This window comes from Armatimonadota bacterium (assembly GCA_020354555.1).
Classification (GTDB): domain Bacteria; phylum Armatimonadota; class Hebobacteria.
This window is the reverse complement of the sequence record CP070648.1, coordinates 4417033-4442925: the sequence shown is the minus strand read 5'-3', so window position 1 is coordinate 4442925 and position 25893 is coordinate 4417033. Positions and strand designations below refer to the sequence as shown.

The following is a 25893-nucleotide window of genomic DNA, read 5'->3' as shown; positions in this document are numbered from 1 at the left end:
GGAGATGCATGGTGCCAGGCAATGTTGGATTGCGCTGGGTTGGTTGACGTTCGTGCCGCTGCTCGCGGGCGCCGCGGCAGTGGGCCGTGCCGACGACGACGCGTGGTACCGGCGCGAGAAAGTGCGGTGCATTGCGTACCTCGATGCAAGCGAGCTGATCGTCAAATCCATCCCGCAGCTCCGCGCGATGGGCTTCAACTCCGCGCTCGTCCAATGGGGCGGCGCGCCGCTAAGGGCCCTCGCGCCGCTCCTCAGGGCAGCCGACGACGCGGGCCTGCGGCTTATGCTCGTGACGTACTTCAAGACCGACGATTACCTCAAGCACTCCGACGATCCGCGCCGCTACGTCGGATCAGACGGCATGCTCATCCCCGTCGCACCGTGCCCTACGGACGAGCGCTACTGGCAGGCGACCCTGGGCACGCAGGCGCTCGCGGCGGCGCGCTTGCGCGCGCGCCATCCTGCCGTCACCGGGCTGCTGTTCGACATCGAGGACTACCCGAATCTGCGCGACACGTCCGTCGGCCCGATGACGTACTGCTTCTGCGACGACTGCTTTGCCGCGTTCGTGAAATCCGTCGGCAAGGAGAGCGCGTCTCGGCCCGCCGCCGAGCGGCTGGGGTGGATCGTCGAGAATAACCTGTGGAGCCGCTATCGCGAGTTCCAGGACGACGCGGTGGTCGCCATCCTCGCGGGGATCCGCAGGCAGATTGACGCGACCGCACCCGGGTTCGTGTTCGCCAGTTACCCCTGGATCTACGTGGCGCCGCAGGAGCGCGATTCCCGCATTGACTGGGACATCCGTTTCGCGCGCGGCCTTGGCACACCGGCGACGCCGTTCATGCTCCTCGACGAGACCACGTACATCTGGGGCTACGGGCCGCAGATCGAGCGCCAGCAGGCGGATTACGATGCGCTCGGTCTGGACTTCGTCGCGGTCACGGGCTTCAATCTCGTCCCCGCCGAGCGGGTGTGGTATCCCCGCGAGATGGCGGACAGCGCTTACTGGGCGTGCCGGCGCTCGGACGGTTACTGGTTCTTCCTGGGCGCGTGGCCCCTGCTGTACATGCCCGGCGGGCGCGAACCGACGTACACGTTCGGCGGGACCGCGCGGCAGTGGGTGGAGTCCGTGACGGCTCTCAACAAGGCGATCACTTCCCAGGGGACGACAAGGACGACCCCGCTGCCCCTGCCGCCGCTCGGGGATCATTGGACACTGAGCGAGCTGTACAACGTGAAGCACGCGCCGGGCGCCAGGGCGTGGGTGCGGCCGTGGTCGGAGATCGGCCTGCCGTGGGAGGGCGGAGAGCTGGTCATGACGGGCAGCAAGGAGGGTGACTGGTTTTCCTTCGAGTGCCGCATGGGGCGCCCGGAGCGCGAGGAGATCCAGGCGTGGCTGACCACCGGCCCCGACCGCGGCATCGCGCAGCTCTACGTGGACGACGAGCCGGTCGGCGAGCCGGTTGATCTATACAGCGCGGTGACCGTACCGGGCGATATGGTGCGGGTGGGCGTCATGGACCTGCCACGCGGAATGCGCACGTACAAGTTCGTCGCGGTCGGGAGAAACGAGCGCGCGACCGGGTATGGCATCGGATTGCGGGCGCTGTGGACAGATGACGTGGGGTATCCGCCGCAGGCGTGGTCGGTAATCGGGCCGTTCGACAACACCGGGGATGACATGCCGGGATACGACGCGGCCTATCCGCCGGAGCGAGAGATCAGGCTGGACGCGGTGTACCAGGGCAAGCGCGGCGAGCGGGTGCGCTGGCGGCGGGTGCAGGCCGAGGCGAACGGCTACCTCGATCTGCTGTCGGCGTTCGCGGAGCGCGACGCGGTGGCGTACTGCCTGACGTACGTCAATGTGCCGGACGACGGCATGCGCACGGTGCTCCTGGGCACCGGCGACGGCGGGAAGCTGTGGGTCAACGGGGAACTCGTCTGGGGTGAGGCCATCGGCCGCTCGCCCCAGCGTGATGAGGACAAGCCGCGCGCGCACTTCCGTCAGGGGTGGAACTGGATGCTGGTCAAGGTCACGCGCGCGCATGGCGCGTGGGGCGTGTACCTGCGGCTGTACGATCCCGAGGGCGAGTTGGGTTGGTCGCCGACGCCGCCCGACGAATGAGCTGAGACCGCACGGAGGAGCGCAGTGAGCGGATGGCAGAGGCTGTGGCAGGATCCGGACATCGCGAAGCGGTGGCGGGAAAGGCCGCCGCTGCCGGAAGTGGTCGCTGCAGCGGACGCGCTGGCGGCGGAAGGCCGCACGCGCGTCCTGGATATCGGCTGTGGCCTAGGGCGGCACACGGTGTACCTGGCGCACCGGGGCTTCGAGGTCACCGCGACGGACAACGCGCCGGCGGCGATAGCCGCCTGCCGCAAGAACCTCGATGAGGCGGGGCTGCACGCCAACCTGCTGGGGATTGACATGACGGAATTCCCCTTCGCCGACGGCTGCTTTGACCTCGTGATCTCGACCCAGGTCATCCACCACTCCGAGCGCTCGACGCTCGCGCGGATCATCCACTGCATCGAGCGCAAGCTGTCGCCCGGCGGCGTGCTCGTCTGGGCGACGCCGACCCCGCGCCACCGCGAATGCGGCAAGGGGCGCGAGATCGAGCCGGGCACGTGGGTGGATGACAACCATCGCGAAGGTCCGGTGCCGCATCACTACTGCACGGAGCAGGAGATCAGAGACCTGCTTGCCGGTCTGGAGATCGAGTCGCTCGCGGAACGTGAGATGGACGGCGAGCCCACCGGCATCTGGCACTGGTATGTCGTGGCGCGCAAGCGGCAGGTATGAGGCGGCTCGGCGACTATCGGCATGCCCGCCCTACAGCGTTGTGACGGCAGACCGCGTCACCCGTGATCCAGCTCGCAGACACGGCGGCGGTAGTAGAGGTAGCTCTCCAGGCTGACGTTGTCCGGCACGCCGTGGTCGCAGGTCGGGTAATACCCGCCGCGGTCGAGCATGAACGGGATGATGCGCCGCAGTTCCGATTCGATCGCACCCTTCCCCGCCGCGAGCACGCGTTTGTCAATGCCGCCCAGGATGACCAAATCGGGGTACTGCTTCGCGATCTCGACGACGTCGCACCCGGCGGCGACCTCGAACGGCGACATTGCCGTCATGCCGACCTCGCGGTAGAGCGGAATCGCGGGGCGGCAGTCACCGTCGGTGTCCACCTGGAAATGCAGCGGGCGCGTCTGTCGCGATCTCGCCTTGGTCAGCAGTTCGTCGTAGTAGCGCAGCAGGAACTCGCGCATGCTCGCGGGTGAGATAAGCAGCCCGTGGTTGTAGCAGATATCCTCGGCGATGAACACCTCGTCGAGTTCGACTTCCGCCTGGACGAACGCCAGCGCGGCATCCATCAGGTCGAGCCACCCCCGCATCGCGGCGCGGATCACGTCGGGCTGGTCGTGAATCATGTAGAGCAGATCCTCGGGCCCGATCAGCGAACGCAGATACATGTAGCCGCCGATGACGCGCTGGGTGAGCAGGCCGCCCGCTTCATCGGCCTCCTCGCGGCGCGCGCGGACGGTGTCGGCCAGGCCATGCCAGCGCGTCGGATTGCCCGGATCGAGCCGCGGGGCTACCGCTTCCCAATCGGCCATGCCGGTGACGACGTGGTTGAGGTAGACCGGCATGAAGCCGTGCCTTCTGCCGGTAAAGACCTTGAGCAGCCTGCCGGCGACGTCCTGGATGATCTCGTAGTCGCCGTGGGCTTCGACGACCTTGTCCTCGAAGGCGGGGATGAAGGGCGGCTCGCACCAACCGAGGTTGACGCCGGTGTCGAATCTGCCGGCGGGATCGAAGTCGAAGAAGTTCCGTTCGGCCCAGTCGTCCGGCAGGCCCTCGGCTTTCCAGCGCGCGATGGCCTCTTCCCAGATGTAGAACTCGGTGCGGTAGAGGCGATCTATCGGCTGGAACTCATATGTCGCACGTAAGCGTTGGCCGGGTGTCATCGCTGCAGCCCGATGGATTGACTACCCCACCGCCACTTGCCGTATCAACTCGAGGTAGTACTGGTAGTTCGCGAGCGGGACGTCGGGCGGGACGCGGTGGTCGGGCGTTGGAATGTAGCCGCCGCGCTTGACGAGCGGGGGGACTTTCGACATCACCTCGCGCTCGACGTCGGCGCGACTGCCCGACAGGGCGCGCTTGCTGATGTTGCCGATCATCAGCAACTCGCGGCCGTACTGCTGCGCATACTCGACGGCGTTGGCGCCCCACACGCCGACCTCGAGCGGGAACATGCAGTTGACTCCGCCCTCGAGCCACAGCGGGATCAGCTCCTCGATGTTGCCGTCGCAGTCCACGACATTCACGTCAACGCCGTGGGCGGCAAGCAAGCCCGTGATCTTCTGGTAGCGCGGCACCATGAACTCGCGGAACATCGCGGGGGATATCAGCGACGTCTTGTTGTACGCCATGTCCTCCCAGAACGACGCGTAGTCTATCTCGACCTCGGCGAGGGCGCGCTCGATGACGCGGCACACGAAGTCGGCGACGAAGTGCATCATGTCGTGCATGAGCTGCGGGTCGTCGTGGAAGCACATGCAGGTGTTTTCCACGCCCATCCAGCCGCGCACCCAGCCGAAGAAGCCGCCGCCGCCGATGCCGAGGGCGTAGTCGCGATCGCGATACTGCTTGACGCGCTCGTCCCAATCCGCGGGATAGCGGCGCGGGTCGTCGGGGTCGTAGCGCTCCTTCATCGCCTCGAAGTCGGCGCGATTCTTGACCGGGAACTCGACGAAAGTCGGGATGCTGGTGCCGCTCTTGGAGCGGCGGCAGACGACGCCGCCGCCGTCGCGCACGAGTTGGGTTTCCTCGTCCTCCTCGTAGATGATTTCCTCGAACCCGGGGATCATGCCGAGGCTGACGGGGACGCCGTGCCACTGCTTGTCCATGCCGAAAAACTCGTCGGTTGACACGCCCTCGGGCAGCCCCTGCTTGCGCCACTCGGCGATGGTCTGCTCCCAGAAGCCGAAATCCCAGACCGGGATGCGGTCCACGGGTTCGTAGTGCATAGTGCGCACGAAGCGCTCGCGATGGGTCAAAGCTGGTCTCCATGTGCGGCACGATGTATTCTGGGCTGCGCCGCGAGAACAAGAACTTCGCAGGGCAGGGGCGTCTCTCCTGCCCCGGGCTTAGTCGCGCGCGCCGCCGCCGCTCCCCAGCGGCGGCGCGCCGGGCTTCTGATAGACCACGAACGAGCCTCTGGTCGCCACCAGTCGGTAACCCTCCGCACGCAGCCGATCCATCAGCACTTGGTTGCCCACCTCGTCGGCCATGATGACGTAGTCCGTGGACACCCAGCGCTGAGCGTGCTTGGTGAAGGGGATGACGGGATAGACCTCGCGCCGATGCGCGAGCTGGGTGAGCATGCGATAGGTCGCGTTGACGGACGCCTCGGGCGGGATCATGGCGACGATCTCCTGCCGCGCGCGCACGTCGCGGTCCGGCAGGATGCCGGCGCGCGGCGGATCCCAGATGATGGGCAGGGCGTCCGCAAGCGCGGTGACGAAAAACAGCCCGAGGGCGAGATACGTCGGGAGGTGGGTCAATCGCAGTCGCCGCGTGAGCCCAAGCAGAGCGTAGAGCATCGCGGCCGCGAGCGCGGCGGCGATGATAACGTGATAATTCGCGGAGACATCGTGAGTCGGCCAGCCGCGATGCCGGGACAGGCCGACCATGACCGCGTCGGGCACGGCGAAGGCGGTGACGACGCTGCCCAAGGGCAGGAACCTGCCGAACGGGCGGGTGAGATGCTCCACGTAGTCCATGTTCTCGCGCCTGTACAGCCGGTCCGCGGCGGCGGCGGGATGCCTGACGACGTTGACGGCGACCTCCTGCATGCTGGAGCCGAGTTCGCCGTAGAGCGCGAGGAAGGGGCGATCCGACTTCCCGGGGACGAAGAAGTGCGGCATGACGACGCCGAACGAAAACGCGCCCCACGCGAGGCCGATCGCCGCAGGTATGACCACCCAGCGCCACGAGCGGCGGCGCAGCAACGCGTAGAGGGCGAACAGGATGACGGTTATCACCAGGGTCTCGCGCACCAGCAGCAACGCGGCGGCCCACGCCGTGAAAGCCTTCAACCGGCCCCGCTCGAACGCGAGCAACGCCGCGAGGAACAGCGGCAGGGCGAACGGGAACTCCTTGAACATCGTCAGCGTCGGCCCGATGACGGGCGGGAGCAGGAGGAAGCCGACGGTGAGGACGAGCGCCGGCTTTTCGTCGAGGCGGTCGCGCGCGAGGCCGTACACGGGATAGGCGGACAGGCCGACGGCGACGCTCTGCACGAGCATCAACAGAGCGCCGGAATCCCAGATCGCATACAGCGGCAGCAGGAGGAAGAACATCGGCGAGTTGTGCGTGCCGAAGTGAGAGCCGCCCTCGTCGGACGCGTAGAAGAAGCCCTGCCCGTGCAGCGTCGTCCACAGCGCCTGGCGGAACGTGAACAGATCCACGATCCAGTCGCCGCGATAGTAGTGGTGCCAGGCGATCGCGGTGGTGATGATGACGAACAGTCCTACCACGTAGAAGAGGTGGCGCCGCCGGAGCCAGCGCGCGGTCGCATAGAGCGCCGCGGTACTAAGGACGACGCGCAGCAGCCAACCGGCGCTGGGGCGCAGGCCGGGGAGGAACACACCGGTCAAGGCGAAACGGATGCACACCGGAATCACGAGCGCAAGGGCGATTGCCGACACCGCGCGCAGCGAGCGCGGGACGCTGCGCAGCAGGGGATACGCGATGACGGCGTAGATCGCGCCGAACGCCACCGCGCCCACGGCGATGCCGAGCGACTGGGTGATGGTGGAGACGGCGATAATCGTCTGCTCGACGAAGATAACCAGGGCGGGCCAGCAGAAACAGACCACGACGAGCGCGCAGACCCACCGGTCCGCGACACCAAGGCCGTCCGGCAGCAGCGTCTCGCGCAAAGCCACGAGCGGGCTGCGCCGTTGAGGGCTGACGTGGTCTGACAAGATCGAGCTCCGTGTGCGAGATGATTCTACGCAGGGTGCGACGCATGCGTCAAGCGACAGGCGGGGCGCGCCGGAGGCTTTCGGGGAGGCGGGGAACCACGGGCGAGGCGGAAGGAGAGCATCTGTTGCAGGCGAAGTGCAACAGCGAGGTGCGGTGATGAGGCTCCTGTTCCTGGGCACCGCCGCGGCGGAGGCGTACCCGGCGGTGTTTTGCGGCTGCGAGAACTGCGAGCGCGCACGGCAGATCGGCGGGCACAGCGTGCGGTGCCGCTCGTCGCTGCTGATTGACGACGATCTGCTGATTGACCTGGGACCGGATGTGATCCACGCGGCTCTCACCTACGGTCTGCGCCTGCATCACCTACGCACCGTTCTCATCACCCACGCGCACGCGGATCACTTCGACCTCGACGTGCTGCGCTGGCGGCATCCGCACTTCCGGGTCGGCGAGCTGCCGCTGCTCACGATCTACGGCCCGGCCGAGGTGGCGCGCGAGATCGAGGCGTTCGAGCGCTTCGAGGAACTCGTCGTCACGCCGGCCGCCGTGGGCCCGGGCGAACGGTTCTCCGCGGGCGACGCGGAGGTGTGGACGTTCCCGGCACGGCACGGGACTGAAGCGCCGATGGTCTACGCGGTGGCGCGCGGCGGACGGAAGATCCTCTATGCGTGCGACACCGGTGAGCCATTGGACGAGGTGTGGGAGGCGCTGGCGGAGCACGAGTTCGACGCGATCATTATGGAGGAAACGATGGGCTCGGAGCGGTCGCCCGGGCACACCAACCTGGAGGAAATCGCGGCGCACCGGGCGCGAGCGGAGAAGGAGGGGCTGCTCAAGCCGGGCGGGCGGTTTATCGCGACCCATTTCTCGCACCGCAACAATCCGGCGCACGACGAGCTTGGGGAGCTGCTGCGGGAGCGCGGGGTCGAGGCGGCATACGACGGGATGGAGGTGAAGCTCGATGGCGGTCAAGCGTAAGGGGCGCGGGCGCATCCGGGCGCTGGCGATATGCGGCAGCGCGCGGCGCGACGGCAACACGGCGTTTCTGCTGACCAAGGTGCTCGAGGGCGCGGAGAAGGCCGGCGCGGCGACCGAGTTGGTGTTCGTGTCAGAGCTGGACGTGAAGGGCTGCCTGGGGTGTGACGCGTGCAAGGCACCGCGGACGAAGCGGTGCGCGATTCAGGACGACATGCAGGCGCTGTACCGCAAGCTGGAGCGGGCGGAGGTATGGGTGTTTGGGACGCCGGTGTACTGGTTCCACGTCAGCGCGCACTTGAAGTCGTTAATCGATCGCCTTTATGCGTTCTTTAGCTTCGACGGAGACTATCACCGGCGCCTGACCGGCGACCGGCGCGGGCTCGCGGTGGTCGTACAAGAGGCGGAAACGGATGACGAGGGGCGCGAGGTCGCCGCGTACCTGGAGAAGGTGCTGTGGGCCGCGGGGGCGGAGACCGCGGGATCGCTGGTCGGCGCCCGGCTGCGCGAGGCGGGGGCCGCGCAGTCGCGGGAAGACCTCATCGAGGAAGCGCAGACGCTCGGGGAATCAGCGGTCGCAGGGCTGCGGGAGCAAGGTGTAGCATGCGAAAGCGGTGGTCCGAGCCGGGAACGGATCGCTGGCTCAAGATAGCGGCGTGGGCGTTCCTGGCAATCGTCGTCGCGTACTCCGTGTGGCGCATCGGCTCGGCGCTGGCGTACCGGTTCGGGACGATCAAGCGGCACTATGAGGCACCGCTGGGGCCGGATCAGATTCCGCTGGACCGGCAAGACGAGCATTTCGTAGTTGTGCCGCTTTGGGCGGGTTTTCCGACGTTGGGGCAAGAGGATAAGGTGCAGAGCTTGAGAATATGGTGCTTGCATTCGCCTGGGACAACCGCCTGCTTCAGCGGAAAGCGGTCGGAAGGAGGTCTTTATGGCTCGACTGGCGATAGTGTTTATCGTAACCCTACTGGTCGCGCAGACGGTTGCGGCGGCGCCGTCATTCCTCGGGTTCACGGGGTTGCTGCGGGTGCCGGACGCGGATACCCTGAACCTGAACGAGTTCAATCTCGCGTGGTTCAATGTTGATCTCACCGACGGGGACGAGACGGCATACGCGGCCAACATGGGACTGCGCGACAACCTCGAGATCGGCGTGCTGCGGACGAGGGTCGAGCTGGCGGAAAGCGAGACCGTGCTCAATGCCAAGTACCGCATCCGGCCGGAAACCGAGGCGCACGCGGCAGTGGCGGTCGGTGTGCTCGACCCGACGGATGAGATCGAGAGCACGGTGTACGTGGTCGCGAGCAAAGTCGTGGCGGGTCGCGCGCGCGTGTTCGACGGCGAAGTTACGGGGTTGCGGGCGCACATCGGCGGCGCCGGCGGCGCCCTCGACGGCATATTCCTCGCCGCGTCGGCGGCGCTCGGCGATCGCCTGTTCCTGATCGCCGAGTACGATACCGCAGACGTCAATCTGGGCGCGCGACTGAACATCGGCTATGGTTTCCGCGCGCATGCGGCGTGGCTCAACGATCTTGACGACCTCGGCCTTGGGGTCAGCTACAACAAGATGTTCTAGCGGCCGGCGCGCCGAGGCGGCGCGAGAGAGCTGTCGGCGCCGGCCGGGTACGGGGGCGGCGGCGCGGCGTGATCGGGGCGCAGGTGATGAATCGAAGACGGAATCCCGTTTCGCGACCCCCTTCGCTCTGGAGGGGGTCGCGTTGACACTGGCAAGGGGCTGTGCTATACTCGCGCCGGGGGTGCAGGAGGCTGAGCTAGATGCCCAAGCAGAAGAAGATTCTCGCGGTAGATGACGAGCGTCACATCGTGCGTTTGGTGCAGGTCAACCTGGAGCGCGCGGGGTACCAGGTGGTGTCTGCCTTCGACGGGAAAGAGGCGTTAAAGAAGGTGGCATCGGACAAGCCGGACCTGATCGTGCTCGACGTCATGATGCCGCACATGGACGGGTTCGAGGTGCTGAAGCGCCTCAAGTCGGACGACAAGACGAAGAACATCCCGGTCGTGATGCTGACCGCCAAGGCGCAGGACGCCGACGTCTTCCGCGGGTGGGCATCGGGCGTTGACTGCTATCTCACCAAGCCATTCAACCCGCTCGAGCTGTTGACGTTCGTCAAGCGGATCTTCGAGAGCTACGACGAGGGCGGCGACGACAATACCTACGAAGTCTAGCTTGGATTCATTCATGATGCTCTGGCGCGCCACCCAGTCCGGCGGTAGGCGCGGCGTGCATGAATAGCGCGCGCGAGGCTCACAGCGCTGCCCGGACAATGTTAGGGCGGGGCTGGTTTCGGGTATAAAACCGTCGGCGCAGTTGCTTTGCGCGGACGTTTTCTGTCTGGGGGCTGCACAGCGGAGCGACTCCGATGTCAAAGAATGGTGAGAAGTGGCTGATCCTCGGCGGGCTGGCGTTCGCCGCGAGCCTGGTCGTCGCCATTGAGGTGATCCGGCGCAAGCGGACCGACCCTCTGGCGCAGGCGAATCGGCTTATCGCGCGCTGCAATGACAAGATCAGCGAGATCGAGGAGTCCGTTTCCGGCCTGCAGAGCATCATTCAGGCAGCCGCCTGAGGCGATCGCCGCCCCCGCATCGGCCGAGCCCGCGCCGCGCTCCCGCGGCGCGCCCGCCTCCCGCATTAGACCTCGTGCCATGCTCACCGCCGTAAGGCCGTTCCGTCGCACCGAGTCGGGGGCGAGGAGCTGCTTCCGTCTGTGCTCAGCCTGAGTTGACCCCGCCTACTTCCACTTCACGCTGCAGCCGACGGCATCGGTCTGGGGCGTCGGTATCGCCTCGCCTGCGAGCAGCGCGTCGAGCGCCTCGCGCAGGTCGTGCTTCTTCACCGCCGCCGCGTTGTCGGGGTTGTCGTCTATGCGCCCGCGATAGACGAGCTCGCGGTCCACGTTGAAGAGGAATACCTCGGGGGTCACGGCCGGGCCGTAGGCTTCCGCCGCCGTCTGGGCCTCGTCGCGCAGATACGGGAAGTTGAAGTCCCTGCTGCGGGCGCGCTCGACCATGTGATCGAAATCGTCCTCCGGGTAGCGGCGCTCGTCGTTGGAATTGACCGCCACGAACTGCACGCCATTGTCGGCGTAGTCGCGCTGGAGCTGCACCATGCGGTCCTCGTAAGCGACGACGTACGGGCAGTGGTTGCACGACCAGATGACGGCCAAGACGGGGATATCCGCGAAGTCGGCGAGTGTGTAGTTGCGTCCGTCCACTCCCGGCAGTTCGAAGTCCGGCGCTTGATCTCCGATCGCGAGTGACATCGTTTCTCCTCCCTTCGCCCGAGATTGCCTACGGCTTATCGTTTGACCGGCGCTCGATGAATTCCTGGCTGACGAACAACCGACATTCACAGTGGCCGTCGCGGGCGATCTCGGCGCGGTGGGTGCGGCAGGGGCAGATGTTGGGGCGGTCCGCGGCGCGGTCGCCGGTGACTTTGCGGCACGGGCAGTACTGGCGGCCGTGCGCGACGAGGTTGCGCGCGAGGCGGGTGACGAGGCTACGCACGACTGTCTCGTCGGGGAACAAGCGATACGGGCTGCGCCGCAGGTAGCGCTCGATGCGGCGGTGGACGAGTTGCCGCACGTCGTGCAGCGTGACGTCATGCGGCTCGCGGCGGTTTGCACTGCCATCCATAGCCCCCCGATTATAGCAGACCACCCGCGGGTGTGGGTAACCCGGCGTCCGCAGGAGCGGCGGTGAACCCGGTCGAAAGGACCTCGGAGCGTCAGACAGCAAAGAGAGCGGCATGGCAGACCAGAGTATCGAGGAGCAGTTCGGCATTTCGACGCACTTCATGCCGGCGACCCACGGCGAGACGCTCGAGCAGGCGGCGGACGCGGTGCTCGACGCGGGATTTGCCGGATTCGAGATCGTGCCCGCCGATGCGCAGGCGCAAATCGGCCACCCGCACAACATCCCCAACGTCGGCCTGTGGCCGCGCGAGTTTCTCCCCGAGCAGCGCCAGGTGCTGCGGCAGCGCCTGGCGGGATTCCGCTTCAGCACGGTTCACGCGCCGCATCTCGACCTCAACATCGCGTCGGCGAATCGCGGCATCCGCGAGGAGTCCGTGCGCCAGTACTTCGAGTGCATGGACCTCGCCATAGACCTGGGGGTCGAGATCGTCACCTTTCATTCCGGCCACGCGACGCCGGGCTTCATTCGGCCCGAGGAGGAGCTGCTCGCGCACGAGGTTTCGTTTGCGCGGCGGGCGGTCGAGTACGCGGAGCGGCGCGCTCTGCGCGTGGGGTACGAGACCGGCGCGGTCGGGCGGCTGCGCCGCGTGTTCGCGGAAGTGCCGGACATGGGCGTCAACATTGACCTCGGTCATACGGCGATGCAGGGTGTTGACCCGGCGGCGCTGATCGAGGAATTCGCCGACCGGCTCGTGGAGATCCACTTCAACGGGGTCGTTCACTACTGGGGCGGGTTCATGGAGCACGTGCCGGTGAACCGCAACAATGTGATTGACTATCCGGCGGTGGCGGCGGCGGTACGCAAGGTGGGTTTTCGCGGACCGATCGTGTTCGAGCTGCAGGGCAATGACATCGCGCAGGTGATCGCGGTGTGCGCGGAGGCGCGCGAGATGCTGCGCGGGCTGTGGGGCGGAACGCTGACGATGGAGCAGCGGTGGTACGTCGGCGATTAGCGGCGCTGGTCGAGGGCATGGAAGCGCGGCTGCTCGCGGTGGCGGCGGCGGTGGCGCTGTCGCTGTTGGGCGATGCCACGATGTACGCGGTGCTCCCGTCGCGCGCGGAATCGGTGGGGGTGAGTGTGGGTCTGCTCGGCGTCATCCTCTCCGCCAACCGCTTCGTGCGCTTGCTGACCAACACGTGGGCGGGCCGCATCTGCGACAAGCACGGGCGGCGCATCCCGTTCTTCGCCGCGCTGATCGTCGGCGCGGCGATCACGGCGGGCTACGGCGTCGCGCGGGGCTTTTTCGCCTTCCTCATGCTGCGCATCCTATGGGGTTTCTGCTGGTCGTTCCTGCGGCTGGAATGGTACCAGACCGCGTACGAGACCTCGTCTTCCTCCAACATCGGCCGCGTGATGGGCACCTCGCAGTCCATCGTTCGCATCGGGACCCTCGCCGGCAGCGTCCTTGGCGGTGTGCTGACGGATGCGATCGGCTTCAGCCGCGCGCTGTTTGCGTTCGCGGCGATCGGCCTCACCGGCGCCGCCGTTGCCGCACGCCGTCCGCCGCCGCGCGGCGCCCGCTGCGAACCGACGAGCGCAATCGCGGACCCGGACGCGATCGCCGACGGGGATATCGCGGAGTATGCGACGGACGACCCGCCTGCCCACGCGCGGCTGCTGCGAGCGCGCCGCGTCGCGGTCTGCTGGGTCGGCTTCTGCAGCCTGTTCGCGATCAGCAGCATCGTCGTCGCCACCCTTGGCCGGCTCCTGCTGGTGCGCCTCGGGGCGACGATCCCGGTGCTCGGCCTCACGCTTGGCGTAGCGTCGCTGACCGGCATCCTGATCGGCGTGCGGCCGGGATTGTCGCTGGTGCTCTCGCCCGTGTTCGGGCACGCCTCGGATGTCTTGGGCAGGCGGCTCGTCATCGTGGCGGCGTTGCTGGTCGCGATCGCGTGCCACGTGCTGCTCGCGGGAACGACGCACCTGGCGCTGATCGTCGGCGCGGTGTTGCTGCTGGCGGTCGCCGCGGCGGCGGTCGCGCCCGCGCTCGATGCAACGGTGAGGGACCTGACGACCGATCGCGACCGGGCCCGATTCGTCAGCACCTACGTGACGCTGCTCGACCTCGGGTCAGCGTGCGGCCCGCTGGTCGGGCTCGCAATCGCGGCCGCGTGGGGCCTTGCATCGGCGTACCTCGTCGCCGCCGCCTCCGTGGTCTCGTCCGCCGTCGTGTATCTGATCGCGTTCCGCGCTCGAGTCGAGCAGCCGGGCGCAACGTGAGGGATCCGCGCGCTGCCTTCCCTGGAATGCGTCAAGCCACGCGCCCGCTGGTGCAGGAGCCCGTGCTCGCGCCGTCAAAGTCAAACCCGCTGGGGATGATGAGCAAACCAAGCGAAAGGACGTGTTGATGCGCACAGCCGGAGGTTCCACCTGGTACAAGGGCGACATTCACTACCACTGGGTCAAGCAGGTGCCGGTGGCGGACACGATCCCCATGCTGCAGGAGCTGGGGTATGACTTCGTGATCCTGGAGTACAAGGACATGGAGCCGGTGGAGATAATCCCGCCGCAGGGGTCGCTGACTCGGCCGGACTTCCTGGTCATCCACGGCTCGGAGCAGGCGTTCCTCTCGCGTGCCGACAAGTACGCCCACCTCAGCATCGCGCCGAATCATATCCCGTTCCCCGACACGGAAACCGATTACTGGCATGTCCCCGAGGGCTTCGACAAGATCAACGAGCGGATTCCGAAGGCGCTGATTCGCATCAACCACCCCGCCGACCGGCGCTGGGAGATGGATGACATCCGCGACGCCGTCGCGCGGGGAGCGCGGATCATCGAGATCCACGCCAACGAGGAGGAGCGCAAGGCGGAGGAGGTCGTCTTCGCCGTGCGGCTGTGGGACCAGGCGCTCGCGGAGGGGATGGTGCTCTACGGCTCGAAGGCGACCGACATCCACCACATCAGCCACCTCGGGCGCTTCGGCTACGTCGAGGTGCGTGCCGGGAAGTTGGAGCAGTGGCCGGTGCTGGAGGCGCTGCGCCGGGGCGAATTCATCGCGGTGCAGGAGGGCTGCGCGGCTCTCGTGCTGGACGTCAACCGGGGGGAGGGGAAGGCGGGGAGCGAATACCGAGTCGCCGCCGACGGCGCGAGGGTGATCCGCTTCATCGGCCGCGGCGGGGAGCAACTGGCGCGCGCCAATCGCGGGAGCGGCGAGGCGTCGTACGCGGTGCGCGGAGACGAGATCTACGTCCGCGCGGAGGTCGAGGACGCCGACGGGCGCAAGGTGTACACCCAGCCGGTGATGGTGGGCTCGGATAAGTAGATTGCCGACCCGGATTTCGCGACAATGCCCGACCGACCGAACATCCTGTTCATCATGACCGATCAGCAGCGGTTCGACGCCACCGGCTGCTGCGGCAGCGAGATCTCCCGGACGCCGCACACCGACGCGCTGGCGGAATCCGGCGTCAACTTCGTCAAGCACTATTCCTCCGTCGGCATCTGCTCGCCGGCGCGCGCGTCGCTGCTCACCGGCCTGTGGGCGCACAACCATCGCATGCTCAATAACACGCACGCCAAGGACTCGGTATGCCCGGAGCTGCGCGACGAGGTGCCGACGATCAGCGAGGCCTTGTCGCGCGGCGGCTACCGCTGCGGGTACATCGGGAAATGGCACATCGGGTCGGCCGCGAAGGCGGCCGAGCGCGGCTTCGCGGACACGGAGTACATCGAAGGCCGCGGCTTCGGCGAGTACTTGCGCAGCACCGGCTTCGGGCAGGAGCTGACCGACCCGGTCGGCCGCGTGCGGCGCGGCCGCGACATGCCCTGGGCCGCGATCACCAACGCGCGCGGGGATCAACTGCGGCCCGCGTTCCTCGCCTCGCGCACGATCGAGGCGCTCGAACGCTACAAGCGAGATGATGCGCAGCCATTCTTTCTGGTCTGCTCGTTCGAAGGGCCGCACTTCCCGTGCTACGTGCCGCCGGAGTGGGCGGCGAGGTACGATCCCGAAACGATCCCGCCGTGGGGCAACTTCGACGAGACATTCGAGGGCAAGCCGCGCTCGCACTGGCGCTACGCGGTGCTGCGCAACGGGATTGACGCGCCGTGGGAGCAGTGGCGCGTGTACGTCGCGCGGTACTTTGCGCTGACCAGCTTGATAGACCACGAGATCGGGCGCATACTGGCAGCCCTGGACGGCCTCGGCATGAGCGACGATACCCTGGTCGTCTTCACCACGGACCACGGCGACCTCTCCGGCAGCCACAAGATTTTCAACAAGGGCGCGATCATGTACGAGGAGCTGTATCGCATCCCGCTCGTGATGCGCTGGCCGGGTGTGTCGCAGCAAGGCGCGGTGTGCGAGGCGTACGTGAGCGCGATTGATGTGCCCGCGACGCTGCTGGAGGCGGCGGGCGTCGAGGCGCTCGGCTCGCGTGACGGGAGATCCCTCGCGTCATGGCTGTGCGGGGAGCAGCCCGACTGGCCGGACAGCATCTACTCGCAGTTCCACGGGGACGAGTACTCGCTGTGCTCGCTGCGCATGGTGCGTGACGACGACTGGAAGTACGTCTATTACCCCGATGGTCTGGACGAACTGTACGACGAGCGCGCGGATCCATTCGAGCTGCGCAACCTGGCGGAGGACGCGGACTACGCCGACCCGCTGCGGCAGATGAAGGATAGACTGGCGGAGTGGATGGAGCGGGTCGGCGACCCGCTGCTGCGCTGGAACTTCGACTTGAGGTGAATCATCCGCGCGGCTGGCAGCAGGCAGCGCGGCCCGGTGTCAGACGCGCGACGCACCCATGGCAGCATCAGAACTCACATTCCTTTTTCGCAAGACCAGGGTGATCGACGGCACGGCCACCACCCCGTTCTCGGCCGATGTCGGCGTGGCCGGTGACCGCATCGCGTTCGTCGGCGACGCCGAGGGGGCGCGCGCGCATGAGGTCATTGACTGCGAGGGGCTTGCACTGGCGCCCGGGTTCATTGATATCCACGGCCACTCCGACTACCTGCTCCTCGCGGCGCCGCATGCCGAAAGCAAAGTGCTGCAGGGGGTGACGACGGAGGTCGGCGGCAACTGCGGGGGGTCGCCCGCGCCGATGGTGGACGCGGTACGCGCCGAGGCCGAAGCCGAGCTGGCGGACTTCGGCATGGCGGTGACGTGGGAGACGCTGGCGGAGTTCTTGGCGCTCCTGGAAGCCGGCGGGATTGGGCTCAACTTCGCATGCCTGGTCGGATACGGCAATGTGCGGGCGGCGGTGATGGGCTACGAGCAGCGCCCGGCGTCGCAGCAGGAGATCCGTGTCATGCAGGCCGAGGTGGCCGCGGCCATGAGTGCCGGCGCGGTGGGCGTGTCGAGCGGGCTCATCTACCCGCCGCAGACGTCTGCAGACGCGGCCGAAATCGGCGAGGTATGCCGCGCGGCGGGAGCGGTGGGCGGCTTCTACGCCACCCACCTGCGCGACGAGAGGGGACAACTGCTCGACGCGGTCGGGGAAGCGCTCGAAGTCGGCCGTCGCAGCGGGTGCGCGGTACAGCTCGCGCACCACAAGGTGTGCGGCGAGGCGAATTGGGGCCTGGTCGAACACAGCCTGGCGCTGCTCGACTTCGCGCGGCAGGCGGGCATGGACGTCGCCGCCGATCAGTATCCCTACACCGCGACGAGCACCGGCCTGTACGTGCTGCTGCCGGAGTGGGCGCAGGAGGGTGGGGCGGAGGCGGCGGGCCGCCGCTTGCTCGATGCGGACACGCGGCGGCGCGCCGCGGCGGACTTCCAAGGCTTGCCGCCCGAGGCATGGGAGCAGGTCCGCATCGCCCAGGTCAAGGCCGACGGGAATCGTTGGGCCGAGGGGCTGACCGTGCCGCAGGCGGCGCGGCAGCTGGAGATGAGCGAACCCGAGGCGGTCATCGAACTCATCGTGCGCGAGCGCGGGCACGTGTCCATGGTGCGCTTCGCGATGTGTGAGAAGGATATCGAGCGGGTGATGAAACATCCCGCGGTCATGGTCGGCAGCGACGCGTCCGCGCGCGCGACGGCCGGCCCGCGGGCGCGGGGCAAGCCCCACCCGCGCGCGTTCGGGACGTTCCCGCGCGTGCTCGGCCATTACGTCCGCGAGCGGAAAGTCATCGGGCTCGGCGAAGCGATACGGAAGATGACCTGGCTGCCCGCGCGGCGGCTGGGGCTGACGGATCGCGGGGTGCTGCGCCGGGGCGCGCACGCGGATCTGGTGCTCTTCGACCCCGAGAGCATCGCGGACCGGGCGACGTACGAGGATCCGATCCAGCCGCCGCAGGGGATCAAGGGGGTCTGGGTCAACGGGCGCATCGTCGCGCGCGACGGCGCGCTGACCGGCGCGCTGCCGGGCCGGGTGCTGCGGGGGCGCGGCGCAGGTATCGCGTCACCGTGAGCGAAAGCGTGGAACGGCAGGGCGCATCGGTCTGTCATTCAGGGCGCGTACAGCGAGCGAAGCTCACCTGCCTCGGGCAGGGATCCCGGCGCGGATCGCAGGGCAGCGTGGGGCGGGGGCGTCATGCGCCGCCGAGATTCCTCGCCACCGGCGGGCAAGCGCCGCCTGCGGCTCGGAATGACATGGGGCTTGTGTCACGGAACGACGTGCGCCGCGGACGACGTAAGACGGAGGAAGCGATGAAGCGAATACGGTTTGCGGTAATCGGCGCGGGGACGTGGGGAAGCACCCACGCGCGGATATTTGCGGAGCATCCACACGTGGAGTTGGCGGCGGTGTGCGATGCCAACGAAGGGCGGGCGAAGGAGGTCGCGCAGAGCGCGAGGGCGCAGCGCTGGTGCACCGACTTCAACGAGATCGCCGGCGATGATTCGATTGCCGCGGTGGGCATCGCGACGCCCGACTTCGCGCACGTCGAGCCGGCGCTTGCGGTGCTGCGCGCGGGCAAGCACCTGCTGGTCGAGAAGCCCCTCGCGTTCACCGTCGCGGACTGCGAGGAGATCATCGCCGCGGCGAAACAAGCCAAGGTCAAGCTGATGGTGGACTTCCACAATCGGTGGAGCCCGCCGTTCTTCAAGGCGAAGGCGGCGATTGAAGCGGGCGAGATCGGCGCGCCGATGTACATGTACTACCGGCTGAGCGACACGATCTGGGTGCCGACGCAGATGCTGAGCTGGGCGGGCAAGTCCACCGTCGCGTGGTTCCTGTCGAGCCACAGCGTGGACACGATGCACTGGCTACTCGGCGAGAGGCCGCATCGGGTCTACTGCATGCGGCGCGCGCGCACCCTCACCGCGCGCGGTATCGAGACTCCCGATTTCTACCAGACCGCCCTCGAGTTCCCGAGCGGCGCGACGGCGCTCATGGAGAACGGGTGGATCCTGCCCGAGACGACGCCGAACATCATTGACCTGAAGTTCGAGATTGTCGGCGACCAGGGCGCGCTGTACGTGGACGGCAGCCACCACCGCATGCTGGAGCGTTACACGCAGAACGAAGCGGCTTTCCCCGACACGTTCATTCAGCCCACGGTGTACGGCAAGCCGCTGGGGTTCGCGGTTGAGAGTATCCGGCACTTCGTGGACTGTGTGGTCAACGACGGCGAGCCGCTGGTGACCGGCGAGGATGGTCTCGCCGCGACGCGCGTCATTCAGGCGATGGAGCAGTCCGCGGATTCGGGCGAGCCGGTGGACATCTCCTGGCAGACCTGAGGGCCGGCGCGGCAGATGGAGTTGGCAGGCGAGGGCCTTTCGACGCCGGTTCAGGGCAAATGCCTGCCGGGCTGACGATGGGATGTCGTCGGACCCCGAATCGGCATTCACCCGCGGCGAACGGCGGCTGTTTGCTACCCCGCGACCTGCTTCATGATCCGCATCAGGTTGTCGAGGCACAGGCGCGAGGCGTATTCGCCGGACTCGGAGAACGCGGCGCCTCCGGGGCGGTTCAACTGCTCCTCAGTCAGCGCCTGCGGGCGCCAGTGGGTTTCGAGCGAAACGGCGCCGGCATAGCCTGACGCGAGCAGGTCGGCGAGTTGCCCCTGCCAGTCAATGACACCCTCGCCGACCGGGGTGCACTCGGGCTGCCCGGTGTCCTCATTGCGGCGGGCGTCCTTGAGGTGGAAATGCACCATCTCCTTTTCGATGCGGCGGAAGGCCTCGGGGAACGGCCGCTCGCCGCCGTCGGCAAAGACCTCGTTCGCCGGATCCCACAGGGCTTTGACGTTGGGGGCGTCGAGGTCGGCGAGGAAGCGCTGGAGCAGCCGCGCGGTGGCAAGGCTGGTCGCGGCTTCGTTTTCGATGGCGATGATGGCGTCCGCTTCCGCGGCAATCTGCACCGGCTTCTCGTAGAGCTCCAGTATCTTGCCCCACACTTCCTCGGTGCGCCCGGTATTCCAGAACGTGAATCCCCGGATAATGTTGCTGCCCAGCTTGCGCCCGACCTCAATGCACCGGGCGAGAATCCGGTGGTGCTCCTTGACTGCGGCCTCGTCGTCGATGTCGCACTTGTAGAACGGCGAGGCGATGTTGGAGACCTTCATCCCCGTCGGCTCGAGGATGCGCGCGATCTCGGCGACGTCCTTGTCGGCCAACTCCTGGGGCGGCTTATCCCACGCCGATCTGATCTCGACGGTCTGCAGCTTGTACTCCTGGCACACGCGCACCGCATACGCGAAATCCTGCGAGATCTCGTCCGTCATTACGCCAAGCCTGAACATCGCTCACCTCTCCTGACAGAATAACACCGCAGGCCCGCGCCCGCGCGCCACCGCCGAGCGAAGCGAACGCGTCTCCCGGCAGTCATGCTCGGCAGGCTCCGCAGCCGCCGAGGGCCGACTCGTCCCGCTGCAAACGGAATCAGGTGCATGCGGGTCGAGCACGACGCGCATCGGGATTACTCCTGGGTCTCGCTGCCCGCATCACCTGGCTCGGTGTCGCCGTCGCTCGCCTCCGCCGACTCGGCGGGTTGCCCCGTATCCGCGGCCGCCGCTTCCTCTGCGGCGCGCTGCTTGAGCTGCTCCAGGTACTCCCACATCTCCCGCTCGAGGCCCTTGCGGCGCTCCTGAATGAGGCGCATCTGTGCCATGGTCTGAACGACCGCGAAGAACGCCGCGCTAACGAAGAGAAGCCCGGCAACCACGAGGAGCACGATCTTGAGCCACGCCAGGGCGGGCGCCGCTATGAGAAACGCCGCCGCGAGGGCAATGAAGCTGAACCCGAGCAGGCCGAGGTAGATGCGCTCGAGGAAGGCCTTGAAGAAACCGATCAGGAAGCACAGGCCGAGAAGACCGGTGACGGCCGCCGCGGCGATGCGATAATGCTCCATTGTCAGTCACTCTCCCACGGGAGGCGCCGCCGCCAGCGGGCCTTTCCCGGTTATGTAGTGACAGCGCCGGACGCCCGGCGCATCGGCGCGGGTGGCGTGACGCGCCTACCTCCGCCAACGCTTCCGGGCCGGGATGCTATTCGACCGGGTGCAGTTCCTCCAGCGGGCGGAAGCGAATGTACTTCCCGATCCAGGCAAGCCGCGCGGTGCCGATGGGGCCGTTGCGCTGCTTCGCGATGATGACCTCGGTGACGCTCTGGTCATCGGAGCTGTAGTCCGCGCGCTTCAACTCGTCCGCGCCGTAGTATGATGGGCGGTAGATGAAGCTTACGACGTCGGCTTCCGCCTCGATGGAACCGCTCTCGCGCAGGTCGGAGAGCATGGGCCGGCGCACCTGCCGCAGCTCGACCGCGCGGCTGAGCTGGCTCAGCGCGAGCACCGGTACGCGCAACTCGCGCGCGAGCGTCTTGAGGCCGCGGGCAATTTGCGATATCTCCTGGGTGCGGTTCTCGTATCGCCCGTGGCCGTGCATGAGCTGGAGGTAGTCAACGACGATGAGGCCGAGCCCGCCGAGTTCCGCCTGCAGCCGCCGCGCCTTGCCGCGCATTTCCAGCACGCTCATGCTTGCGGTGTCGTCAATGAAGATGGGGGCGTGGTAGAGAGTCTCGGTCGCGCGCACCAAGCGCTCCATCTCGTCGTCGTCCACCTCGCCCTGGCGGATGCGCTGCTGATCCACGGAAGCCTCGGAGCACAGCGTGCGCAAGGCCAACTGCTCCTTCGCCATTTCGAGGCTGAAGAAAGCCACCGGCAGATTGTGGCGCAGGGCGACGTGCGTGGCGATGTTAAGGGAGAGCGCCGTCTTGCCCATCGAAGGGCGCGCGGCAAGGATCACCATATCGGCGGGCTGAAGCCCGGAAGTGATGAGGTCTATCTCGGCAAAGCCGGTCAGCAGGCCGGTGCCGGGCAGGCCGGTCTGGCTCATCTTCTCGATGCGGTCGTAGGTCTCGCTGAGCAGCGGCTTGAGGGAGGTGAAGGCGGAGGCGACGGTGCGCTCGCCGGCCTCGAAGATGACTCGCTCGCACGTATCCACCAGCTCGGGGATGTCGTCGCTGTCCTCGTAGCACTTGGCGAGCACGCGGTTTGCGGCGCCGATCATGTCGCGCAGGATCGCCTTGTCCCGCACGATGTTGGCGTAGCGCTCGGCGCTCGCCGCGGTGGGCACGGCGTCGAGCAGGCGCGCCAGGTACGCCTGCCCACCGACTTGCTCCAGCAGGTCGCGCACCCGCAGCCGCTCGGCCAGGGTGACCACGTCCACCGGCTGCCCCTCGTTGAAGAGTTCGACGACGCAGTTGAACACATTGCGGTGGGCGTCGGTGTAGAAGTCGCCGGGCTGAACGATGTTGACGATGCGCGCGATGGCCTCGCGCTCGAGCAGCATGGCGCCGAGCGTGGCTTGCTCAGCCTCCTCGCTGCGCGGCGGCACTCGATCTAGGATTGTGGCACTATCCGCGGCGGCGGCCGCTCCAGAGCGCGGAGCGGGCCCGCCAGATGTGGTATCCATGTGACGCTCCCCCGGGACTACGGCGCGTGCCCGCGATTGGTGCATCCCCGGGCACGGGCAGGCGTGCCGGGCTCGTGATGTTCCCGACGGACGGCCCGCCGGCGCATCCCTCCACCTACCCGGCCGCCGAGATCACTCCGGCGTAGATTCCTGTTCGCCGGCCGACGCGGCGGGTTCCTGCCCAGCCTCCGCGCCACTGTCATCCTCCGCCGATGGCGCGGCTGCGGGCGGCTGCTCGGCAGGAGGCGCAGGAGCCGGCGCTTCAGCGGCTGCAGCTTCGGGCGCCTGTGCAGCGTCCTCCGTCGCCGAGGGCTCGCCCTCGGCCGGAGGCGCTGCGGCCTCCTCGGGCGCGCTCTCAGCCACGACGGTGACCGTCAACGGCACCTGAACATCGCGGTGCAGGCGCACCTTCACCTCGTGGTCGCCGAGCACCTTGATCGGCTCCGGAATCTCGATCTTGCGCTTGTCCAATTCCAGGCCGAGGGTGCGATGCACTTCCTCGGCGATGGCGGCACTGGTGATAGACCCGTAGAGCCGGCCCGTTTCCCCGGCCTTGGCGGAGATAGTGATCGGCGTTGCGCTCACGCGCTCGCCAACCGCGGCCGCGCTCTGGGCCCTCTTCTTCTGGTGCGACTCGATGCCGCGCCGGTGGTGATCGAGTGCTTTGACGCTGCCTTTGGTCGCCGCAATCGCGAGCTTGCGCGGCAACAGGTAATTGCGCGCATAGCCCGCGGCAACATCAACCAGCTCGCCAGGCATGCCCACGTTGGGCACTTCCTCGGTGAGTATTACTCTCATCATCCCTCCCTCAACGGTTCGCGCCGGCGCCAGGTCCGCTCGTCGCGGCGCTGGCGGCGCAGGTCTCTTTCCTTTCAGCGTGACACTCGGCGCCGCGTCGGCCGGTGGCGGTTCCGGCGGCGCCGTGATGCTTTCCTCGATGGCGGCCCGGGACGTCCCGTCCGCCGATCACCGCTCGGTCTCCCCCAGGATCTCCATCAATCGCGCGGATCGTGCGGCTTGGTCGGGGCCGGGGCCCCGCTCGCGCACCGCGTAGACCGCTGCAATCTCAGCTCCGACGAGCACGATGACCGCCGATATGTAGATCCACAGCAGCAGAATGACGATGGCGCCGACGGGGCCATAGACGCGGTCGAAATTGGCGAACCTCTGCAGGTACCAGGCGAATCCGCTCTTGGCAAGCTCCCACGAAACCGCGGCGAAGGCCGCCCCCGCCGCCTCGTGGCGCAGCTTGATCTGCGGCGTCGGTACGATCCGATACAGGACGAGAACGGCGAGAAAGCTTATCGCGAGCGACAGCGCCGCCGACGCGAGCCACCACAGTAATGGTAATTCACCCAGCCGCCGCACAACTCCTGCCATGGGAAGGTGCGCTACGACAGGCATCGCCGAACTGGCGAGCACGGAGAGCAGGAGGAAGACCACGGCGATGGCGAGGAGCGCCAGGGCGCGCAGGCGCATGACGACGAACCTCGACGGCACCTTCACCTCCCACACGATCCGCAGCGCCTGGATGATGATCGCGAAGGCGTTGGAGGCGGTCCACACCAGAGCGAGCAGCCCCAGTCCGCCCACCACGGCGCGGTTGGCGACGATGGTGTCGAGCTGCTCCCGGATCCGGAGACCGGCGGTGGGCATCGCCCTGGTCAGCGCGTTCTCCACCACCTGGTACTGCTGCTCCGAGGAGCCGAGCGCGTACCCGGCCGCCGCCAACATGACGAGCACGAAGGGGAAGAACGCGAGGAACGTGTAGTACGCCAGCCCGGCAGCGATGATGGACAGCCGTTTTGCGGAATAGTCGCGGGCAACCGCCCGCAGGAAGTCGAAGACCTGCACGACGGGCCTGAAGGTCGAACCGATGAGCCCACGGATCGGGTTGGAGATACGCGTCATAGCCTTTGCGGGAACGCGCTAGGGATACGGTTGGCTTGGGCGTCCGCCGAGGTACACGACGCGCCACGCGTCATCCTCTCGGACCGCGATGACCGTCGCCGATGCCGGGTCTTCCTCCTGGCGGAGGGTCACCTCGGCCCGCCCCGGCTTGGTGAGCTTGACGCGGGCGGAGGACAGATCATAGAAGGTGACGCTCTGCTCCGCCTGGCGCTGGAACTTATCCAGGGGATGGCGCTCGCGCGACTCCTTGGAAAGCAGGGCGTGGGCCTCGGCGTATTCGCCGTGCTGGAGGTGCTGCATGTAGGTGACCACGGCCTCGCGCGCCGCGTCCGGGGCGCTCTGAGTCGGTCCGGGCGGTGGCGGCGGCACGGGGGGCGGAGGCGGCGTCCGGTCGCGTCCGGCGATCAGCACGGCGGCGAGTACGATTACGACGGCGAGGATGACAAGCCCGATCACCACCGGGAGTCGGGCCTTGCCGGGGGCTCGCCCACAAGCGCATCCGCATGAACGCCGTCGCAATGGTCGGTCCTCGATCGGGATTGCAGCGCGCGCATTTGGGCTACGCGCGCCGCGTCACATCCGAGCGCGCGTGCATTCTAGCAGACCCGCAGGGGGGTGTCAATTAACGCGCGGCGGGGGGCTCGTGTCTGGTCACAAGCGCCCCCGCCGCTGTTCGCCGAACGGTTGTGCGACTCTGTGGCGCGCCTTGGGAACCGGCCGCTCCGGCTTACGCTTTACCGGCCAGCCACCGCACGCCGTTCTCCACGATCTTCTGCACCTGCGGCATGACGAAGATGGGGTAGGTTTCGTGCCCCGGCCGGAAGTAAAACACGCGGCCCTTCTCGACCGTCCACACCAGGCCGTCGCGCGTGAGTTCCGTGTCATCGTTGTAGACGCCTGCGATCACGATCGCCTCCGGGGTCGGCACTTCGAACGGCTCGCCGTACCACTCTTCGTTGGGGATGACGAAGTCCGCGACTCCCTTCGCGATGGGGTGATCGGGCGCGGCGACGAGGATGCGGCCGGGTTTGCCGTCATGGACGTAGGCGCGAAACGAGCAGGCGGTGCCGAGGAGCGCCTTGAGGGGCTTGGCGAAGTGGCTGGAGTGCAGCGCGAGATAGCCCATGCCGCGCTCCTTGACGTGTTTCACGACGCGGGCCACGGTCTCGTCGGTGACGTCGCCGTGCTTGACGTGCCCGAACCACAACAGCACGTCGGTCTCGGCCAGCGCATCCTCGGGGACGCCCTGATCCGGGTCGCCGATCTGCGCCGTTTTCGCGGTGATGCCCTGGCACGTATTCAGGTGCTCCGCCAAGGCGCCGTTGATACCGTTGGGATAGACGTTGGCCGGCTCCGACATCTCGGACCAGGCCAGAGCGCGAATCGTACTTCCTGCCATCTCATTCTCCCTTGCTGGATTGCGGCAAGCGCCGCGCTTGCCGGAACGCCGTTGTGGATTCGACTCCCGTGCGAACGCACCTCTTCCGGCGTGCTGCGGC

Annotated in this window: 25 protein-coding genes; 13 read left to right on the top strand and 12 right to left on the bottom strand. The window is 67.4% G+C overall.

Annotation, left to right across the window (positions count from 1 at the left end; genetic code table 11):
* Positions 1–4: 4 nt before the first annotated feature.
* Positions 5–2125 carry a hypothetical protein gene (locus JSV65_18190; GenBank protein UCH34430.1) on the top strand — a complete coding sequence of 707 codons (2121 nt, stop codon included), beginning with the start codon at positions 5–7 and terminating at the stop codon, positions 2123–2125.
* A gap of 24 nt (positions 2126–2149) precedes the next feature.
* Entirely contained in the window at positions 2150–2800 is a 651-nt protein-coding gene (locus JSV65_18185; GenBank protein UCH34429.1) for a class I SAM-dependent methyltransferase, read from the top strand.
* Between the two features lie 56 nt (positions 2801–2856).
* Here JSV65_18185 and JSV65_18180 read toward each other — a convergent pair whose 3' ends face one another.
* The 3 genes from JSV65_18180 to JSV65_18170 form a co-directional block, all read right to left on the bottom strand.
* The gene (locus tag JSV65_18180) at positions 2857–3963 is read right to left on the bottom strand and encodes a hypothetical protein (protein ID UCH34428.1); all 1107 of its coding nucleotides are present in this window, start codon (positions 3961–3963) and stop codon (positions 2857–2859) included.
* Positions 3964–3984: 21 nt separating this feature from the next.
* Complete coding sequence (locus JSV65_18175) at positions 3985–5058, bottom strand: hypothetical protein (GenBank protein UCH34427.1); 1074 nt, start codon at positions 5056–5058, stop codon at positions 3985–3987.
* A 90-nt stretch (positions 5059–5148) separates the two neighbouring features.
* The gene (locus tag JSV65_18170; protein ID UCH34426.1) at positions 5149–6990 is read right to left on the bottom strand and encodes a DUF2079 domain-containing protein; all 1842 of its coding nucleotides are present in this window, start codon (positions 6988–6990) and stop codon (positions 5149–5151) included.
* A gap of 157 nt (positions 6991–7147) precedes the next feature.
* Between JSV65_18170 and JSV65_18165 the strand changes: the two genes are divergently transcribed.
* The 5 genes from JSV65_18165 to JSV65_18145 all read left to right on the top strand — a co-directional run bounded on the left by JSV65_18165 (position 7148) and on the right by JSV65_18145 (position 10551).
* A complete protein-coding gene (locus tag JSV65_18165; GenBank protein ID UCH34425.1) occupies positions 7148–7966 on the top strand; it encodes a hypothetical protein in 819 nt (272 codons plus the stop codon).
* Positions 7950–8615, top strand: coding sequence for a flavodoxin family protein (locus JSV65_18160; GenBank protein UCH34424.1), 666 nt, complete (start codon positions 7950–7952; stop codon positions 8613–8615). Before JSV65_18165 ends, JSV65_18160 begins: the two co-directional genes overlap by 17 nt.
* A 282-nt stretch (positions 8616–8897) precedes the next feature.
* Positions 8898–9542 carry a hypothetical protein gene (locus tag JSV65_18155; protein ID UCH34423.1) on the top strand — a complete coding sequence of 215 codons (645 nt, stop codon included), beginning with the start codon at positions 8898–8900 and terminating at the stop codon, positions 9540–9542.
* Between the two features lie 200 nt (positions 9543–9742).
* Positions 9743–10153, top strand: coding sequence for a response regulator (locus tag JSV65_18150; GenBank protein UCH34422.1), 411 nt, complete (start codon positions 9743–9745; stop codon positions 10151–10153).
* A 194-nt stretch (positions 10154–10347) separates the two neighbouring features.
* The gene (locus JSV65_18145) at positions 10348–10551 is read left to right on the top strand and encodes a hypothetical protein (protein UCH34421.1); all 204 of its coding nucleotides are present in this window, start codon (positions 10348–10350) and stop codon (positions 10549–10551) included.
* 165 nt (positions 10552–10716) lie between these two features.
* Here JSV65_18145 and JSV65_18140 read toward each other — a convergent pair whose 3' ends face one another.
* Together JSV65_18140 and JSV65_18135 are read right to left on the bottom strand one after the other, a co-directional pair.
* Entirely contained in the window at positions 10717–11247 is a 531-nt protein-coding gene (locus JSV65_18140; protein ID UCH34420.1) for a thioredoxin family protein, read from the bottom strand.
* A gap of 28 nt (positions 11248–11275) precedes the next feature.
* Positions 11276–11620, bottom strand: coding sequence for a ferredoxin:thioredoxin reductase (locus JSV65_18135; GenBank protein UCH34419.1), 345 nt, complete (start codon positions 11618–11620; stop codon positions 11276–11278).
* A 112-nt stretch (positions 11621–11732) separates the two neighbouring features.
* Between JSV65_18135 and JSV65_18130 the strand changes: the two genes are divergently transcribed.
* From JSV65_18130 to JSV65_18105, 6 genes are all read left to right on the top strand, one after another.
* Positions 11733–12632 carry a sugar phosphate isomerase/epimerase gene (locus JSV65_18130; protein ID UCH34418.1) on the top strand — a complete coding sequence of 300 codons (900 nt, stop codon included), beginning with the start codon at positions 11733–11735 and terminating at the stop codon, positions 12630–12632.
* Positions 12614–13900, top strand: coding sequence for an MFS transporter (locus JSV65_18125; GenBank protein UCH34417.1), 1287 nt, complete (start codon positions 12614–12616; stop codon positions 13898–13900). The genes JSV65_18130 and JSV65_18125 overlap by 19 nt, the downstream gene beginning before the upstream one ends.
* Positions 13901–14027: 127 nt before the next feature.
* On the top strand, positions 14028–14945 hold the full coding sequence (locus JSV65_18120) for a hypothetical protein (protein ID UCH34416.1): 918 nt from the start codon (positions 14028–14030) through the stop codon (positions 14943–14945).
* 24 nt (positions 14946–14969) lie between these two features.
* A complete protein-coding gene (locus JSV65_18115) occupies positions 14970–16373 on the top strand; it encodes a sulfatase-like hydrolase/transferase (protein ID UCH34415.1) in 1404 nt (467 codons plus the stop codon).
* 58 nt (positions 16374–16431) lie between these two features.
* Positions 16432–18039 carry a D-aminoacylase gene (locus JSV65_18110; GenBank protein UCH34414.1) on the top strand — a complete coding sequence of 536 codons (1608 nt, stop codon included), beginning with the start codon at positions 16432–16434 and terminating at the stop codon, positions 18037–18039.
* Between the two features lie 239 nt (positions 18040–18278).
* Positions 18279–19310 (top strand): Gfo/Idh/MocA family oxidoreductase, encoded by a 1032-nt coding sequence (locus JSV65_18105; protein ID UCH34413.1) that lies wholly within the window; start codon positions 18279–18281, stop codon positions 19308–19310.
* A gap of 134 nt (positions 19311–19444) precedes the next feature.
* Here JSV65_18105 and JSV65_18100 read toward each other — a convergent pair whose 3' ends face one another.
* The 7 genes from JSV65_18100 to JSV65_18070 form a co-directional block, all read right to left on the bottom strand.
* Positions 19445–20314 carry a sugar phosphate isomerase/epimerase gene (locus JSV65_18100; GenBank protein UCH34412.1) on the bottom strand — a complete coding sequence of 290 codons (870 nt, stop codon included), beginning with the start codon at positions 20312–20314 and terminating at the stop codon, positions 19445–19447.
* 176 nt (positions 20315–20490) lie between these two features.
* Entirely contained in the window at positions 20491–20922 is a 432-nt protein-coding gene (locus tag JSV65_18095; GenBank protein ID UCH34411.1) for a hypothetical protein, read from the bottom strand.
* Positions 20923–21058: 136 nt separating this feature from the next.
* Positions 21059–22417: a replicative DNA helicase gene (gene dnaB, locus JSV65_18090; GenBank protein UCH36836.1), complete on the bottom strand. Its 1359-nt coding sequence runs from the start codon at positions 22415–22417 to the stop codon at positions 21059–21061.
* Between the two features lie 198 nt (positions 22418–22615).
* Positions 22616–23284, bottom strand: coding sequence for a 50S ribosomal protein L9 (locus JSV65_18085; GenBank protein ID UCH34410.1), 669 nt, complete (start codon positions 23282–23284; stop codon positions 22616–22618).
* A 165-nt stretch (positions 23285–23449) separates the two neighbouring features.
* On the bottom strand, positions 23450–24394 hold the full coding sequence (locus tag JSV65_18080; protein ID UCH34409.1) for a YihY/virulence factor BrkB family protein: 945 nt from the start codon (positions 24392–24394) through the stop codon (positions 23450–23452).
* Positions 24395–24412: 18 nt separating this feature from the next.
* The gene (locus JSV65_18075; protein ID UCH34408.1) at positions 24413–24850 is read right to left on the bottom strand and encodes a hypothetical protein; all 438 of its coding nucleotides are present in this window, start codon (positions 24848–24850) and stop codon (positions 24413–24415) included.
* Positions 24851–25121: 271 nt separating this feature from the next.
* Entirely contained in the window at positions 25122–25793 is a 672-nt protein-coding gene (locus tag JSV65_18070) for a ThuA domain-containing protein (protein UCH34407.1), read from the bottom strand.
* Positions 25794–25893 lie beyond the last annotated feature (100 nt).

What these genes read in the sequence shown, in the direction of transcription:
- JSV65_18190 (UCH34430.1), top strand. Translation starts at nt 5, where the DNA reads ATGCATGGTGCCAGGCAATGTTGGATTGCGCTGGGTTGGTTGACGTTC.
- JSV65_18180 (UCH34428.1), bottom strand. Translation starts at nt 3,963, where the DNA reads ATGACACCCGGCCAACGCTTACGTGCGACATATGAGTTCCAGCCGATA.
- JSV65_18165 (UCH34425.1), top strand. Translation starts at nt 7,148, where the DNA reads ATGAGGCTCCTGTTCCTGGGCACCGCCGCGGCGGAGGCGTACCCGGCG.
- JSV65_18160 (UCH34424.1), top strand. Translation starts at nt 7,950, where the DNA reads ATGGCGGTCAAGCGTAAGGGGCGCGGGCGCATCCGGGCGCTGGCGATA.
- JSV65_18155 (UCH34423.1), top strand. Translation starts at nt 8,898, where the DNA reads ATGGCTCGACTGGCGATAGTGTTTATCGTAACCCTACTGGTCGCGCAG.
- JSV65_18150 (UCH34422.1), top strand. Translation starts at nt 9,743, where the DNA reads ATGCCCAAGCAGAAGAAGATTCTCGCGGTAGATGACGAGCGTCACATC.
- JSV65_18145 (UCH34421.1), top strand. Translation starts at nt 10,348, where the DNA reads ATGTCAAAGAATGGTGAGAAGTGGCTGATCCTCGGCGGGCTGGCGTTC.
- JSV65_18140 (UCH34420.1), bottom strand. Translation starts at nt 11,247, where the DNA reads ATGTCACTCGCGATCGGAGATCAAGCGCCGGACTTCGAACTGCCGGGA.
- JSV65_18135 (UCH34419.1), bottom strand. Translation starts at nt 11,620, where the DNA reads ATGGATGGCAGTGCAAACCGCCGCGAGCCGCATGACGTCACGCTGCAC.
- JSV65_18130 (UCH34418.1), top strand. Translation starts at nt 11,733, where the DNA reads ATGGCAGACCAGAGTATCGAGGAGCAGTTCGGCATTTCGACGCACTTC.
- JSV65_18120 (UCH34416.1), top strand. Translation starts at nt 14,028, where the DNA reads ATGCGCACAGCCGGAGGTTCCACCTGGTACAAGGGCGACATTCACTAC.
- JSV65_18115 (UCH34415.1), top strand. Translation starts at nt 14,970, where the DNA reads ATGCCCGACCGACCGAACATCCTGTTCATCATGACCGATCAGCAGCGG.
- JSV65_18110 (UCH34414.1), top strand. Translation starts at nt 16,432, where the DNA reads ATGGCAGCATCAGAACTCACATTCCTTTTTCGCAAGACCAGGGTGATC.
- JSV65_18105 (UCH34413.1), top strand. Translation starts at nt 18,279, where the DNA reads ATGAAGCGAATACGGTTTGCGGTAATCGGCGCGGGGACGTGGGGAAGC.
- JSV65_18100 (UCH34412.1), bottom strand. Translation starts at nt 20,314, where the DNA reads ATGTTCAGGCTTGGCGTAATGACGGACGAGATCTCGCAGGATTTCGCG.
- JSV65_18095 (UCH34411.1), bottom strand. Translation starts at nt 20,922, where the DNA reads ATGGAGCATTATCGCATCGCCGCGGCGGCCGTCACCGGTCTTCTCGGC.
- JSV65_18085 (UCH34410.1), bottom strand. Translation starts at nt 23,284, where the DNA reads ATGATGAGAGTAATACTCACCGAGGAAGTGCCCAACGTGGGCATGCCT.
- JSV65_18080 (UCH34409.1), bottom strand. Translation starts at nt 24,394, where the DNA reads ATGACGCGTATCTCCAACCCGATCCGTGGGCTCATCGGTTCGACCTTC.
- JSV65_18070 (UCH34407.1), bottom strand. Translation starts at nt 25,793, where the DNA reads ATGGCAGGAAGTACGATTCGCGCTCTGGCCTGGTCCGAGATGTCGGAG.